This window comes from Opitutus sp. GAS368 (assembly GCF_900104925.1).
In the GTDB taxonomy this organism is placed as follows: domain Bacteria; phylum Verrucomicrobiota; class Verrucomicrobiia; order Opitutales; family Opitutaceae; genus Lacunisphaera.
In genome coordinates this window covers 3,970,461-3,983,698 of the sequence record NZ_LT629735.1, presented here as the reverse complement: position 1 = coordinate 3,983,698, position 13,238 = coordinate 3,970,461, and the positions used below count along the sequence as shown (strand labels likewise).

Annotated in this window: 13 protein-coding genes and 1 other RNA gene; 11 read left to right on the top strand and 3 right to left on the bottom strand. The window is 65.0% G+C overall.

Features of this window, described 5'->3' with window-relative positions; all coding sequences use genetic code 11:
- The first annotated feature begins 19 nt into the window (after window positions 1-19).
- From BLU29_RS16995 to BLU29_RS16980, 4 genes are all read left to right on the top strand, one after another.
- Window positions 20-796, top strand: a complete 777-nt coding sequence (locus tag BLU29_RS16995; protein WP_091060456.1) for an ABC transporter ATP-binding protein — start codon at window positions 20-22, stop codon at window positions 794-796.
- A 157-nt stretch (window positions 797-953) separates the two neighbouring features.
- Entirely contained in the window at window positions 954-1,715 is a 762-nt protein-coding gene (locus BLU29_RS16990) for an ABC transporter permease (RefSeq protein WP_157693957.1), read from the top strand.
- A gap of 15 nt (window positions 1,716-1,730) precedes the next feature.
- Window positions 1,731-2,777 carry an ABC transporter substrate-binding protein gene (locus BLU29_RS16985; protein ID WP_091060451.1) on the top strand — a complete coding sequence of 349 codons (1,047 nt, stop codon included), beginning with the start codon at window positions 1,731-1,733 and terminating at the stop codon, window positions 2,775-2,777.
- Window positions 2,778-2,865: 88 nt separating this feature from the next.
- Window positions 2,866-3,357 (top strand): RidA family protein, encoded by a 492-nt coding sequence (locus tag BLU29_RS16980; protein WP_091060449.1) that lies wholly within the window; start codon window positions 2,866-2,868, stop codon window positions 3,355-3,357.
- Between the two features lie 80 nt (window positions 3,358-3,437).
- On the opposite strand, the gene argA is transcribed toward BLU29_RS16980, so the two are convergent.
- From argA to BLU29_RS16965, 3 genes are all read right to left on the bottom strand, one after another.
- Window positions 3,438-4,736: an amino-acid N-acetyltransferase gene (gene argA, locus BLU29_RS16975; protein ID WP_091060447.1), complete on the bottom strand. Its 1,299-nt coding sequence runs from the start codon at window positions 4,734-4,736 to the stop codon at window positions 3,438-3,440.
- A gap of 67 nt (window positions 4,737-4,803) precedes the next feature.
- A complete protein-coding gene (locus BLU29_RS16970) occupies window positions 4,804-5,142 on the bottom strand; it encodes a GIY-YIG nuclease family protein (RefSeq protein ID WP_091060445.1) in 339 nt (112 codons plus the stop codon).
- Window positions 5,143-5,185: 43 nt separating this feature from the next.
- A complete protein-coding gene (locus BLU29_RS16965; RefSeq protein ID WP_091060442.1) occupies window positions 5,186-5,812 on the bottom strand; it encodes a hypothetical protein in 627 nt (208 codons plus the stop codon).
- A gap of 193 nt (window positions 5,813-6,005) precedes the next feature.
- Between BLU29_RS16965 and BLU29_RS16960 the strand changes: the two genes are divergently transcribed.
- From BLU29_RS16960 to BLU29_RS16930, 7 genes are all read left to right on the top strand, one after another.
- Entirely contained in the window at window positions 6,006-7,769 is a 1,764-nt protein-coding gene (locus BLU29_RS16960) for a proline--tRNA ligase (RefSeq protein ID WP_091060439.1), read from the top strand.
- Between the two features lie 106 nt (window positions 7,770-7,875).
- Window positions 7,876-8,175: an ATP-dependent Clp protease adaptor ClpS gene (locus BLU29_RS16955; protein WP_231962267.1), complete on the top strand. Its 300-nt coding sequence runs from the start codon at window positions 7,876-7,878 to the stop codon at window positions 8,173-8,175.
- Between the two features lie 161 nt (window positions 8,176-8,336).
- On the top strand, window positions 8,337-8,798 hold the full coding sequence (locus BLU29_RS16950) for a hypothetical protein (protein WP_091060438.1): 462 nt from the start codon (window positions 8,337-8,339) through the stop codon (window positions 8,796-8,798).
- Window positions 8,799-8,921: 123 nt separating this feature from the next.
- Window positions 8,922-9,104, top strand: a non-coding RNA gene (ssrS, locus tag BLU29_RS16945) — 6S RNA.
- A gap of 19 nt (window positions 9,105-9,123) precedes the next feature.
- Entirely contained in the window at window positions 9,124-9,471 is a 348-nt protein-coding gene (locus BLU29_RS16940) for a SirB2 family protein (protein ID WP_231962266.1), read from the top strand.
- Between the two features lie 91 nt (window positions 9,472-9,562).
- Window positions 9,563-11,746 (top strand): DNA polymerase domain-containing protein, encoded by a 2,184-nt coding sequence (locus BLU29_RS16935; protein ID WP_091060435.1) that lies wholly within the window; start codon window positions 9,563-9,565, stop codon window positions 11,744-11,746.
- Entirely contained in the window at window positions 11,746-13,230 is a 1,485-nt protein-coding gene (locus tag BLU29_RS16930) for a hypothetical protein (RefSeq protein ID WP_091060432.1), read from the top strand. The genes BLU29_RS16935 and BLU29_RS16930 overlap by 1 nt, the downstream gene beginning before the upstream one ends.
- The last annotated feature ends 8 nt before the right edge of the window (window positions 13,231-13,238 follow it).

Genomic DNA, 13,238 nt, shown 5'->3' with positions numbered 1-13,238 from the left:
TATCCATTCGTCAGCATTCATGGAGCCACTCGCGCCCATCGTCAAATTTACCTCGCTGAAAAAGCGTTACGGGACGGGTCCGCTGATTCTGGACGACATCAACCTCGCCGTGGCGCCCGGCGATTTCGTCAGCCTCATCGGCCCGAGCGGCTGCGGCAAATCGACGATCCTCAAGCTGGTTTCGGGCCTGAGCCCGGGCACGGAAGGCGGTCTGACCGTGCTGGGCACCACGCCCAAGCTGGCGCGCGACCGGCAGGCCTTCATCTTCCAGGACGCCACGCTGCTGCCCTGGCACACGGCGCAGCGGAACGTGGAGCTGCCCCTGCGGTTGCGCGGTGTGGCCGGCGGCGAACGCGCGGCCAAGGCGCGGGAAATGCTTTCCCTTGTCGGCCTGGACAGGGCGCGCGAGTATTACCCGCGCCAGCTGTCGGGTGGCATGAAGATGCGGGTCTCGATCGCGCGGGCGCTGACGCTCTCGCCGCAGCTGCTGTTGCTCGACGAACCCTTCGGGGCGTTGGACGAGATGACCCGCAACCGCCTGAACGAGGAACTGCTGGCTTTGCGCGAGCGGTCGCGCTTCACGGCGTTGTTTGTCACGCATTCGGTGAGCGAGGCGGTCTTCCTGTCGAATCGCGTGCTGGTGATGGCGGCCAACCCCGGCCGGTTCCACGCCGAGGTAAAGGCCGATTTTCCGTATCCCCGCACCCCGGCGCTCCGCGAACGGCCGGAGTTCCAGGCCAAGGTCAACGAGGTCTCGCGCCTGCTGCATGAGGTGGAGGCGACCATCAGCGCATGAAGACCCGATTCTGTCAGTCCGAGCGCAACGAAGAATCCAGCGGGATGTCTGCCGGCGTGCATTACTCTGGATTCTTCCCTTTGCTCAGAATGACACGCAGAGGAAGGCCAGAGGAGAAGCGGACATGAGAAAATCCCCTCCCTGGGTTCTATGGTTCATGCCCGTGTTGAGCGGGTTGGTTTTCTTCACCTTGTGGTATGGGGCCAAGGCGGCGCTGCACGCGAGCGACTGGCTGCTGCCCACACCCGTGCAGATCCTGCAGGCGGCCTGGCAGGAGAAGGCCCGGTTGTTCAATGCAGCCCTGAGCACCGCCGGCGGGGCGCTGGGCGGCTTCGTCCTGGCCACCACCATGGGTTTTGTCTCGGCGCTGGTGCTGGCGCTGTCGCGGAAACTGCATGCGGGGCTGTATCCCTGGCTGCTGGTGCTGCAGATGACGCCCGTGATCGTGCTGACCCCGATCATCCAGCTGTGGATCGGGCCCGGCACCCCGGGCATCATCACCGTGACGTGGCTCATCAGTTTTTTCCCGATCGTGGCCAATACGACGCAAGGCCTGCTCTCCTCCGACATGAACCACGTGGCGCTTTTCCGGATGTGCAACGCGAGTCGCTGGCAGGAGGTCTTCCTCCTGCGCGTGCCGGCGGCGCTGCCCTATTTCCTGACGGGTCTCCGCATTGCGGCCGCGCTCGCCCCGATCGGCGCGATCTTTGGCGAATACATGGTCGGCAACGCCTCCGGGGGCAGCGGCGGGCTGGGCTTCCTCGTCTACAGCTACAATACGCAGATTAAGATACCGGCACTGTTTGCGACGGCGTTGACCAGCTGTCTGCTCGGCTTCATCTTCGTGGCCGCGGTCGCCTGGTTGAACTGGGCCGTGCTCCACAAGTGGCACGATTCCTTTGAACGCAACGACCACTGATATTTTTAACCACGAATGAACACGAATAGACACGAATCGGTCCACACCGCACCCCGGGTCCTGATGGGTGTGCATTCGTGTGCATTCGTGGTTGGGCTTGCCTTGGCTCTTCTCGGCATCGGTTGCGGCAAGAAGGCCGAGACCGCCGCCGGGCCGGCCGCCCTCACCAAGGTGCGCTTCCAGACCGACTGGTTTCCGCAGCCGGAGCACGGCGGCTACTACCAGGCGCTCGCGAAGGGCTACTATGCCGCCGAGGGCCTCGACGTGGAGATCATCCCGGGCGGCCCGAACGCCCAGGTGATGGCCAGCGTCGCCACCGGCCGGAACGACCTCGGCATGACCAACGGCGACGACGTCATCGTGGCGGTCGCGCGCGGCGTGCCGGTCAAGATGGTCGGGGCCGAGATGCAGCGCGACCCGCAGGGCATTCTCTTCCACAACGAGCACCCGTTGCGCAGCCTGCAGGACCTCGAGGGCAAGACGCTTATGGCCGGCGCCGGCTCGACGTGGATCCAGGTGGTGCAGAAAAAGCTCGGCGTGAAGTTCAACCTGCTGCCGCTGGTCGGCGACCTGGCGCGGTTCATGAACGACCAGACCTTCGTCCAGCAGTGCTTCGTGACCAACGAGCCGTTCTTCGCGCACCAGCGCGGCGCCGACGTCGGGGCGTTGCTCATCGCCAGCGACAGCTACGAGCCCTACCGCGTGATGTTCACGAGCCAGAAGTTCCTCAGCGAGCATCCCGGCATCGTGGCGAAGTTCGTCCGCGCGAGCGTGAAAGGCTGGGTGGATTACCTGACGGGCGACCCGGCACCCGCCAACCGGCTGCTCGCCGCCAAGCGCAACGATCTTTCCCCCGAGTTCATGGCCTACAGCATCAAGGCGATGAACGACTACCAGCTGGTGACCGGCGACCCCGCGAAAGGGGAGCACGCCGGCCAGCTCACCGCGGCGCGCCTTCAGAAGCAGATCGACCTGCTGCAGACGATCGGTGTGCTCGACAAACCCGTGAAGGTGGACGACGTTGCCACCTTCGATTTCCTCCCCAAACCTCAAGCCCATTGAACCACGAAGGGCACGAAGTGACACGAAGCAAGGCAGGCAGATTAGTGTTCATTAGTGTGAATTAGTGGTTACCTCTGGATCCAACCCCATGAGCATCGAAGCCAAACTCGCCGAACTCGGCCTCCAACTTCCCGATCCGCCCGCCGTCGCCGGCAGCTACGTGCCTTTCGTCCGCACCGAGAACCTGCTATATCTGGCGGGCACCATCAGCTCCTTCAACGGCAAGATGACGCACACCGGCCAGGTCGGCAAGGAGCACACCGTGCAGGCCGGTTACGAGTCCGCGAAGATCTGCGCGCTCAACACCCTGGCCAACATCAAGGCCGCCACCGGCAGCCTCGACACGGTGAAGCGCTTCGTGATGGTCACCGGTTTCGTCAACGCGGTCGACGGCTTCACGGACAGCCCCGCCGTCATCAACGGCGCCTCGGAGCTGTTCGGAAAACTTTTCGGCGACGCCGGCAAGCACGCCCGTGCTGCCGTGGCGGTTTGCGGCCTGCCGAAGGGCTCAACCGTCGAGATCCAGGTGATCGTGGAACTCGTGGGGCACCGGCTGGAACGCGGCACACCGACGGGTTGACCGGGTAGGGGCGCTGTAGGGTCGGCGCTTGCGCCGACCTAACGCGCGAGGTCGCCGCCAGCGGCGACCCTACGGCTCAATCACAGCTTCTTCGTCAGCACCTTCGAATTGCGGCCGCTGTCCTCGTAGGCCTTGAGGCGCGACTCCGGCAGCGCCTCCTTGTCGGCTTCCTCGAAGCCGACGACGGAAGTGAAGAAGGTGAAGGCCTGGGTTGAGAGGGCGATGACGTTGGTCGCGCCGCGCTCCTTCGCCATCAGGCAGGCGTAATCGACCATCTTCTTGCCGATGCCGCGGTGATGGTAGAAGGGCATGACGTAAAGCGACCCGATCTCGGCGAACTTCGGCTTGTCCGGGTAGGACACGAGCGAGACGCACGCGATGATGTTCTCGTCGATCTCGAACACGTAGAACTGCTCGACGTTTTTCTCGATCGCCGCCTGGGTGCGGTAGACGAGCTCCTCGCGTTTCACCGCCTGGCGGGTGAGGTTGTAGATGGCGCGGACGTCGCGCTTGGTCGCCTGCCGGATCTGCTGGTATTCGTTGCCGTGGATGAGCGTGCCGACGCCCTCGTTGGAGAAGATCTCGTTGAGCAGGCCGTCCAGCAGGCGGCCGTCCAGCAGGTGGATGCGCGGCGTGCCGGTCTCGACGGCCTTGACGGCATGGGCGGCGGGGCTGCGCATCGGCTCGTTGATGGACTCGGGCTTGTCCTCGAGAATGCCCTTGAGCGTGGCGGCGGAGATCTGGTGCTGGAGCTTGCCGTTGATCTCGAGGCCCTCGTGCGGGGTGAGGTAGATGATCTTGGTGGCGCCGAGCGCCTCGGCCAGCTCGGCGGCGAGCAGGTCGGAGTTGATGCGCAGCGGCCGGCCGTCGCGGTCGAAGCCGATGGGGTTCACCACCGGCACCACCTGCGAGGCGATGAGCTGCATGAGGAACTCCTTGTCCACGCGATCGACGCGGCCGGTGAACTGGTGGTCCACACCCTTGATGATGCCGAGCGGGGCGGCGCGGATGGCGTTGGTCAGCGCGGCCTTCAGGCTGTTCTGCGTGAGGCCCTCGATGATGAGGTGGGTGACGCGGGACGAGGCGCGGATGGCGAGGTCGAGGGTGGCGGCGTCCGCCACGCCCTTGCCCTGGACGTCGGTGATCGGGATGTTACGCGCCTTCGACAGCTCCTCCAGCTGGTGGCCGATGCCGTGGATGATGATGATCTTGATGCCCAGGCTGCGGAGCACCGCGATGTCGGTCAGGATGTTCGGGAAGTTGTCATCGGCCACGATAATGCCGTCGAGCGCGATGACAAAGGTCTGGCCCTGAAACCGGGGGACGTATTTCAGGATGCCGCGCAGGTCGGTGGGCTTGATGTCGGAGCCGTTGCTCATGGATGCAGGTGCGCTTTAATCGGGCATCTGACGGCGTTCGTCAATGGGGGATTGTATCCCGTTCATGTCATTCTGAGCGCAGCGAAGAATCCAGCGAACTACCGAACCAGCCGGCACTCAAGTCGGTCCACTGCGGGTTAGCTTCTTCAATCAGTGCCAGCTTCCGTCTCCGAAGCCAGCCCTTGATCTCCTTTTCTCGGGCGATGGCCGTGCTCACGTCACGGAATGATTCGAAGTGAACCAACTGAGTGAGACCGTATTGCTTGGTGAATCCTTCAATCGCCTTGGTCTTATGTTCCCAAATGCGTCGTTCGAGAGAATTGGTCACCCCGACATAGAGTGTACCATTACGTTGGTTGGTCAGAATGTAGACCCAATACGAGCGGTTGGCGGAGTGGGCGCACATGCTGAGCTGGATTCTTCGCTTCGCTCAGAATGACAAACCAAGACTACTTAACCGTAAAACTCCACGCGAGGGCCGGCCCCTGGGCGACGATCCGGACCTGGTAGCGGCCGGGCGGCAGGTTGGCCGTGGAAAAATTCACGCAATAGGTGGAGTCGCTCCAGCGGCTCATCAGGTCCTTGCCGGGCAGCGGCTCGGTGCTGGGAATCAACACGAGCTCGGTGCCCTTGCGGTAAAGCGCGAGGTCGCCGACCTGCGCCTTCTGGCTCGAGATACTGGCGGTGAAGTAGGCGTTGTAGTCGGCACCGTGGGCGACGCTGGCCGGCGCGACGACGCGGTCGATCGTCGTGAGCAGCTTGGGTTGCTCGGCGAAGTTGGCCGTCAGGTCGGGGCCGAGCCCGAGGGCGGCCCGGGTCACGGCGGCGGGGGTGTCGTCCGCGGCGGGCTTCTCGACGGGTCGGCGCGCGTCGACCGGCATCTTCTGCCAGCCGGCGGCGAGCAGCCTGGCGGTGGTCGCCCGGTCCTGCGCATCCTGGTAGGGCCGGTAGGCGCGGCCGGGCTTGCGGAAGTAGAAGTTGACCACCGTGTAACCAACCACGAAGACGACAATGGCCACCGCGACCCATTTCATGGGCCAGGGCTTGGGGGTCGGACGGTGGTCGGCGGCGGACATGGCCCGAAAGGCAATAACAGTCGCCGCCAGACCTCAAGTGGGATTCGTGGAGGCGGGACACTATCAGTCCCGCGGGTTTTGGCGGCGCTGAACAGGCCTCGCGGGACTGATAGTCCCGCCTCCATTCAAGAGGGAGTGCGGGGCGCAAATACATTTGCGCCGCCCCGGGCGAGTTGTTCTCGTCCGGGTTCACATGAAATATTGGTCGCAGACGTTCGTTCCGACATTGAAGGAAAGCCCCGCCGACGCGGAGATCGCGTCGCACAAGCTCCTGTTGCGCGCGGGCCTCGTGCGCAAGCTGGCCGGTGGCCTCTATACCTACATGCCGGCCGGTCTGCGCGTGGTGCAAAAGATCAGCCAGCTCTGCCGCGAGGAGATGGACCGCGAGGGGGCCATCGAGCTGTCCATGCCCTTCATCCACCCGGCCGACAACTGGGTCGAAGGACCGCGCTGGCCCGCGGCCCGTGAGATCATGTTTCGCGTGGACCACGCCGGCGCCGGCAAGGGCCGGAGCAAGGAGCCGGAGTTCGTCCTCGGGCCGACCCATGAGGAGGTCATCACGCCGTTGGTGAAGGCCGAGATCACCAGCTACCGCGACCTGCCCAAGAATTTCTACCAGATCGGCACCAAGTTCCGGAACGAGATCCGCCCGCGCTACGGCCTGATGCGCGCCCGCGAGTTCATCATGAAGGACGCCTACAGCTTCGACGCGACCGACGAGGCCGCCATCGTAAGCTACAACAAGATGAAACGCGCCTACACGGCGTTCTTCACCCGCTGCGGCCTCAAGACCATCGCGGTCGAGGCCGACACCGGCGTCATGGGCGGCAGCTTCTCGCATGAGTTCATGGTGCCGGCGCCGGTGGGTGACGACGACATCATCTATTCCGATTCCGGCTATTCCGCCAACCGCGAGAAAGCCACCAGCGGCATCGTGCCGACGGACCTCGCCGATGCAGCCCCCGCGGGCGCGCTCGAGGAATTCGCCACGCCGGGCATCGTGACCATCGCGGCCCTCGCGGCGGCACCCTACGGCGTCGCCGCCGACAAACAGTTCAAGACCCTCGTCTACATGGGCGACGGCAAGCCGTTTCTCGTGGTCCTGCGCGGTTGCGACGACCTCGAGGAGGCGAAGCTCGGCGCGCTGGGCTTCCAGCTGTGGCGTCAGGCCACGCCGGAGGAGATCGAGCCGGTCATGGGCGCCAAGCCCGGCAGCCTCGGCACGGTCAAGGGCACCATCAAGAATCCGGCGGCCCTCGCTGGCGTCTTCGCGGACCACGCCATCCGCCTTGTCGGCAACGGCACGACGGGCGCCAACAAGGACGGCTTCCACCTGCGCAACGTGAATGTCGTCCGCGACCTCCAGGTCACCCGGTTTGGCGATTTCCGCACCGTGCGGGTGGGCGAGCCCGACCCGAAAACGGGCGCGCCGCTGCAGATCGCCCGGGCGATCGAGGTCGGCCACGTCTTCAAGCTCGGCACGAAATACTCCGAGAAGTTCGGCGCCGTCTACACCGACGACCAGAAGCAGTCGCACCCGATGATCATGGGTTGCTACGGCATCGGCATCAGCCGCACGCTGCAGGCCGTGGTCGAACAGAGCAACGACGCCGACGGCATCGTCTGGCCGTGGAACGTCGCGCCCTGGCAGGTGCTGGTCGTCAACCTCGACCCGGCCGACGCCGCGTGCACTGAGCTCTGCCTCAAGCTCGCGCAAGCCGCCGAGGCGGCGGGCGCCGACGTGCTGATCGACGACCGCGCCGAGCGCCCGGGCGTCAAGTTCAAGGACGCCGACCTCATCGGCCTGCCGTTGCGCCTGACCGTGGGTGGCCGCGGCCTGAAGGAAGGCATCTTCGAATTAAAGTGGCGCCACGCGAAGGAAGTGCGCAAGGTGGCGATTGCCGAAGCCGAGAGCGCGGTCGCCCAGGCCGTCAAGGAAGCTGCCGGCAAAGCGTGAGACAGATGAATCGGTATTGCCTCCCCAGGTGGAACCCGGCCTCCGGACGGGTTGGCTTGGCGCGCGTCCTGAAAACCCGTCCGGAGGCCGGGTTCCACCTTTAACTGTGGCCGAGACGAAAACCAAAAAGATCCCGCAAACCGTGCCGGTGCCGCAACCGCGGCTGACCGATGTCTGGCGCGTCGTGGTGCTCAACGACCCGGTCAACCGGATGTCCTATGTGGTCATGGTCCTGCGCCGGGTCTTCGGCTTCGCCGAGGAGCGGGCCCGCAAACACATGCTCGAGATCCACGAGCAGGGCCGCTCGATCCTGTGGTCGGGCACGCGCGAGCAGGCCGAGGCGTATGTCTTCGCGCTGCAACAGTGGCACCTCACCGCCGTCGTCCAGCCCGCCGAGCCCACGTGAATCCGGCCAACCATGTCCGCTTCTTCTCCATTTCCTCGTAGGAGCCTGCTTGCAGGCGATTCAGCGCGTGGTCAGTTGGCGGGTGTTGCCTATCGCCTGCAAGCAGGCTCCTACAGCTCAACCAGGCCGGAGCAAGCGCCGGCGGATTGGCCCCATCGTAAATGAAGCGGGTTGAGATCAAGCTGAACATCAGCGCCGTGGCACCGCTGCTCGACATCATCAAGCAGGCGGCGGATGACCTGCGCCAGAACCTCGCGATCCGCGCCACCTTCCCGGAGGATGACAGCGAGTTCAACGAGACCTGGACCGGGGAGCTCCTCGCCGGGCAGAACAGCGACGTGCGCGAGCTGCTCGGCCTGTTCGGCTCGGAGTTCTTCTCGGAGGGGACGATCGCCATCGACTCGCACAACAGCGAGTCGCTGCTGCGCGGCTGCTCGGCGCTGCGCATCCAGATCCTGACGCGCTGGCTGCAGGGCATCCCGGCCGACCTGTTGGAGGACGAGGACGTGCCGCCCGAGGCCATCGCCGACGAGATGCGCGTGCCGTTCGCCAGCTACACCTTCCTCGACCAGGTGCAGAAGATCATTTTGGAGCATCTGGATCCGACGGCCGCCGAGGCGTGAACAAGAGCTGTAGCGGCGGTCTATGACCGCCGTCCGGCGCTCATAGAGCGCCGCTACAGAAACGCCGGCTGAAGCCAAGGATTCGCATTTGACGGCGGGGGCGGGCGGGCTAGCTTCCTCGCCGACACCCTGTAGTGTTCGAGGTGCTCCATACAACGCTCTTTGCCTTTGCTATAATTTGGGAGCCGCTGACAGGCGGGCTGATGCCAGGCCGTAAACCGGAAGGCAGAAGGTCCGTCGGGTGGTGCCCACCTTTAACTTAAAAAGGACATGAGCCCCGGGGCGCACGGCACATATGGGGAGTCATTATTTTCAACCCACCACCATGGAAAGACTGCCTTACTATCTCCTCCTGCACCTGCTTTCCCTGATCGTGCTGACGGCGCACACCTTCATGGCGTTCGCCAACCCGGCGCCGGAGAATCGCAAGCGCACCCTGATGATCACCGGTATCGCGGCGCTCCTGATGCTCGGCAGCGGCTTCGGCCTGCTGGCTCTCAGCAAGATTCCCTTCGCCACCGGCTGGGTGCTGGTGAAGTTTTTCTGCTGGCTGGGGCTGTCCGCCCTGGCCGGCGTGGCCTACCGCCGGCCGCACCTGCGCGACACGCTGAGCCTGACGGCCCTCGTGTTGATCGCCGTGGCGCTGGTGATGGTGCTCTTCAAGCCGTTCTGATTTTCGCTTTTTCTGTCATGCGGAGCGGCGCGAAGCATCCAGCAGCCCGACCGTTGACGTTTATCATTCCGGATCCTTCGCTTCGCTCAGGATGACAAACAAGGCCAGCGACACCCTGTGCGGGCTCTGGATTGACGACGCCGGCAAGGTGCACGGGTGCTACGCGACGCCCGGGGGCGGGCGCGAGGAGCGCACGGAGGTTTTCAAACCGTTCGCCTGGCTGGCGGCGGAGACGCCGCACGAGGGCATCAGCTTTGAGCGCCTGAAGGGCGAGGGGACCTTCAACTGGCTGGCCCACGCCGAATCGCTGGGCAGCTTCGAGGTGTTCTTCAAGGCCGTGCGCGAGGGCGCGGCGATCGACGTGCTCAAGCCCTACGAGAGCCAGTGGCTGCTGCAGCAACGCGCGCGGCTGTATGCCGACCTGAAGTTCGCCGACCTGCGCCGCTGCCAGCTCGACATCGAGACCGGCGCGGCCGAAGCCGGCGCCTTCAGCGACGCGAAGAATCCCGGCGACCGGGTGCTGGCCATCGGCCTGCAGTGCGGGACCCGGCGCGAGCTGCTGACGCTGGGCGAGGAGACTGACGCCGGCGAGAAACGGCTGCTGCTGGCGTTCAATGACATGCTGCGTGAACTCGACCCCGACGTCATCGAGGGTCACAACATCTTCAAGTTCGACCTCGACTACCTGCGCACCCGGTCGAAGCGCCTCAAGGTGCCGTGCGCCTGGGGCCGCTTCGGCCTGCCGGCCGAATTCCGCAACAGCAAGATGAAGGTAGCGGAGCGCTGGATCGATTTCTCCCGCTGCGACCTGCCCGGCCGGGCGGTGATCGACACCTACCTGATGGTCCAGCTCTACGATATCACGGCCCGCGAGATGACCGCCTACGGCCTGAAGGATGCGGCGGTCTATTTCGGCATCACGCCGGAATCAGGGGAGGGACGCACCTACATCGACGGGGCGGAGATCCAGCACACGTTCCGGCAAAACCGGGAGGAGTTCCTGGCCTATCTCGCGGACGATCTGCGCGAGACCCGGGGGTTGGCCGACGTGCTGCTGCCGACCTATTTCGAACAGGCCCGGGCGTTCCCCCTCCTGCTGCAGGAGGCCGCGCTGCGCGGCACGGCCGGCAAGGTGGACCTGCTGTTCCTGGAGGAATATTACCATGCCCGCGCCAGCTGCCCGGCGCCCATCGACATCGCGCCGTTCGAGGGCGGCTTCACCCGCAGCTTCCAGGAAGGGGTGTTCAAACATGTGCTGCACTTCGACGTCGCGTCGCTTTACCCGAGCCTGCTGCTGCAGATGGGCCGGAACCCGGCGAGCGACACGCTCGGGGTGTTCATCCCGATGCTGCGGCGGCTCCGCGAGTACCGCCTGAAATACAAGCAGCTGGCCAAGGCGGCCCCGACGGCGGCCGAGCGCGACGAGGCGCAGGCGCGGCAGGCCACCTTCAAGATCCTCATCAATTCCTTCTACGGCTACCTGGGCTTCTCCGGGGCGCGCTTCGGCGACGGCGAACTGGCGGCGGAAGTGACGCGGCGTGGGCGCGAGCTGCTGCAGGCGTTGATCGAGGAGTTCCAGAAACACGGCTGCACCATCCTCGAGGCTGACACGGACGGCATCTACCTTTCGACGGACAGGTATTTCGCGAAGCCCGAGGAATTGCTGGCCCTGGTGGGAAAGATCCTGCCCGCGGGCATCGAGCTGGAATACGACGGCACCTACGACGCGATGTTCTGCTACAAGGCCAAGAACTACGCCCTGGCGGCCGGCGGCGAGGTCACCCTGCGCGGTTCGGCCCTCCGGTCGCGCGGGATCGAGCCCTTTCTGAAACGGCTGGGCGACCTGCTCATCGCGTACCTGCTCGGCGTGTCCGAAGTTTCGCCCGTCACGGAAATCGAACGGTTGCGCAAGACCATCGCCGCGCGCGAGCAACCGGTGGCGGACCTGGCCAAGGCCGAGACCCTCAGCCAGAATCCCGAGGCCTACCAGCAGTGGGTCGCCGGCGGCGGCAAACCGCGCCGGGCCGCGGCGGAAGTCGCCCTGCAGATGAATCCCCGCCCCCGGATGGGCGAGCGGGTCAGCTACTTCATCGGGCCGAAGGCCAAGGGCCAGACCTCCGACTGGCAGCGGGCCCGGCCCCTGGCGGCGCACGATGCCGCCGCGGCGCCTTACGATCCTGTATATTATCTGGGAAAAATCGACGACTGGCTGGAACGTTATGGACGTTTCCTCGGGATTAAGCCACAACCGGCTCAGCAAGAGATGACCCTCTGATGATTCGCACGCGCATCTGCCTTTACGCCCTGATCCTTGCCCCGCTTGCCGTCTATTGGCAGACGGTGTTTGAGGATTTTGGCTTCCGCGACGATTACTCCTATCTCCGCGAGGCGAGGGAGGAGCCGGGCAAGATCGTGAAGGTCGCGGCGTCGCACGGTCGCCCGCTCTACGGGGCTTTGCTGGAGACCAGTTTCATCCTGACCGATGAGGTGGCCCGCCTGCCTTTGCTGCGCATGATCACCGTGCTGCTGCTGGCGGTGCTGGCCCTGGCCCTCTGGCGCCAGCTTTACCAGTCGGGCTGGACGGAGGTGGAGGCCGCGGGCATCGGGCTGGGCGTGGCGCTGCTCCCGGCCGCGCAGGTGGCTGCCGGCTGGGCCATCAGCTGGCCGCAGGTGCTCGCGCTGGTGCTGTCCGTGGCCGGCTTCTCGGCGATCGAGACCGAGCTTGAGCGCGGCGGTTTGAAGCGCTTCGTGGCCCTCGTGGGCGGCTGCTTCATCTATGCGCTGGCCACCTTGATTTACCAATCCAACGCCCTCTTCGCCATCGTGCCCATCGCGGCCGTCCTGCTGGTGCGCGGCACACGGGAGACCACGAGCGACGGCAAATGGCTGGCCTACCATCTCACCGCGCTGACCGTGGGGATTGCGTTCAGCTATTTTCTGATGCGGGGCCTGTTCGAGAGTGGCGTCTTTCGCGAATCGGTCCGCATGCAGGTGGAAAACAATCCGCTCACGAAACTGGCCTGGTTCTTCCAGTATCCGCTGGCCAATGCGCTCGGCCTCTACGCCTTGCGGGATGATTTCGGCCAAGGCGCGTGGATCTTCTGGCTGACTGTCGCGGGAGTGGTCGCGTTCATCGCCGCGGGCGTGCGCCTCAGTCTGCGGCAGCCCAATCCGCAGACCAAGCGCAAGTGGCTGTGGTGCCTGGTCATCCTGCCGTTCTTCGCGCACGCCGTGAGTCTGGCGGCGGCCGAGCGCTCCATCGCCTACCGTACGATTTTCGCCCTGTCCGGACTGGTCGTGGTGCTGATGGTCTACTCCCTGCGCGCCATGGCGAACGCGGCCACCGGCAAGCCCTTGCTGCGGTATGCCGGGCTGGCCCTCCTTGCGGCGGCGGTGGCGTTCATGGCCAATCGCAACGCCTACCAGCTGCTGGCGGAGCCGCAGAGCAACGAGTGGGAAATCGCCCGGGGCTCGCTGTTGCGCGTGAATTTCACCAAGCCGACCAAAGTCTTCGTCATCACGCCGTCGATCGAGGACCGCAGCACCACCCGGGTTTATTTCGACGAGTTTGGTTCGCTTTCCAGCAGTTCTGACTGGGCGCCGAAGGAGATGGTCGCCGCCGCCATGCACGAGCGTTTTCCCATCAGGCTGCCCACGGGCGGCAGCTACACCTTGGCTTCCGGCCGCGAGGCGCCGGCCGCCAAGGACTACGACCTGGTGATCGATTTGCGGAAGCTCAAGGAACGGCGGGAGCGCTGAGCGCCGGG

What these genes read in the sequence shown, in the direction of transcription:
- BLU29_RS16935 (WP_091060435.1), top strand. Translation starts at nt 9,563, where the DNA reads ATGACAAACAAGGCCAGCGACACCCTGTGCGGGCTCTGGATTGACGAC.
- BLU29_RS16960 (WP_091060439.1), top strand. Translation starts at nt 6,006, where the DNA reads ATGAAATATTGGTCGCAGACGTTCGTTCCGACATTGAAGGAAAGCCCC.
- BLU29_RS16995 (WP_091060456.1), top strand. Translation starts at nt 20, where the DNA reads ATGGAGCCACTCGCGCCCATCGTCAAATTTACCTCGCTGAAAAAGCGT.
- BLU29_RS16930 (WP_091060432.1), top strand. Translation starts at nt 11,746, where the DNA reads ATGATTCGCACGCGCATCTGCCTTTACGCCCTGATCCTTGCCCCGCTT.
- BLU29_RS16985 (WP_091060451.1), top strand. Translation starts at nt 1,731, where the DNA reads ATGAACACGAATAGACACGAATCGGTCCACACCGCACCCCGGGTCCTG.
- BLU29_RS16940 (WP_231962266.1), top strand. Translation starts at nt 9,124, where the DNA reads ATGGAAAGACTGCCTTACTATCTCCTCCTGCACCTGCTTTCCCTGATC.
- BLU29_RS16990 (WP_157693957.1), top strand. Translation starts at nt 954, where the DNA reads ATGCCCGTGTTGAGCGGGTTGGTTTTCTTCACCTTGTGGTATGGGGCC.
- BLU29_RS16950 (WP_091060438.1), top strand. Translation starts at nt 8,337, where the DNA reads ATGAAGCGGGTTGAGATCAAGCTGAACATCAGCGCCGTGGCACCGCTG.
- BLU29_RS16965 (WP_091060442.1), bottom strand. Translation starts at nt 5,812, where the DNA reads ATGTCCGCCGCCGACCACCGTCCGACCCCCAAGCCCTGGCCCATGAAA.
- argA (WP_091060447.1), bottom strand. Translation starts at nt 4,736, where the DNA reads ATGAGCAACGGCTCCGACATCAAGCCCACCGACCTGCGCGGCATCCTG.
- BLU29_RS16980 (WP_091060449.1), top strand. Translation starts at nt 2,866, where the DNA reads ATGAGCATCGAAGCCAAACTCGCCGAACTCGGCCTCCAACTTCCCGAT.
- BLU29_RS16970 (WP_091060445.1), bottom strand. Translation starts at nt 5,142, where the DNA reads ATGTGCGCCCACTCCGCCAACCGCTCGTATTGGGTCTACATTCTGACC.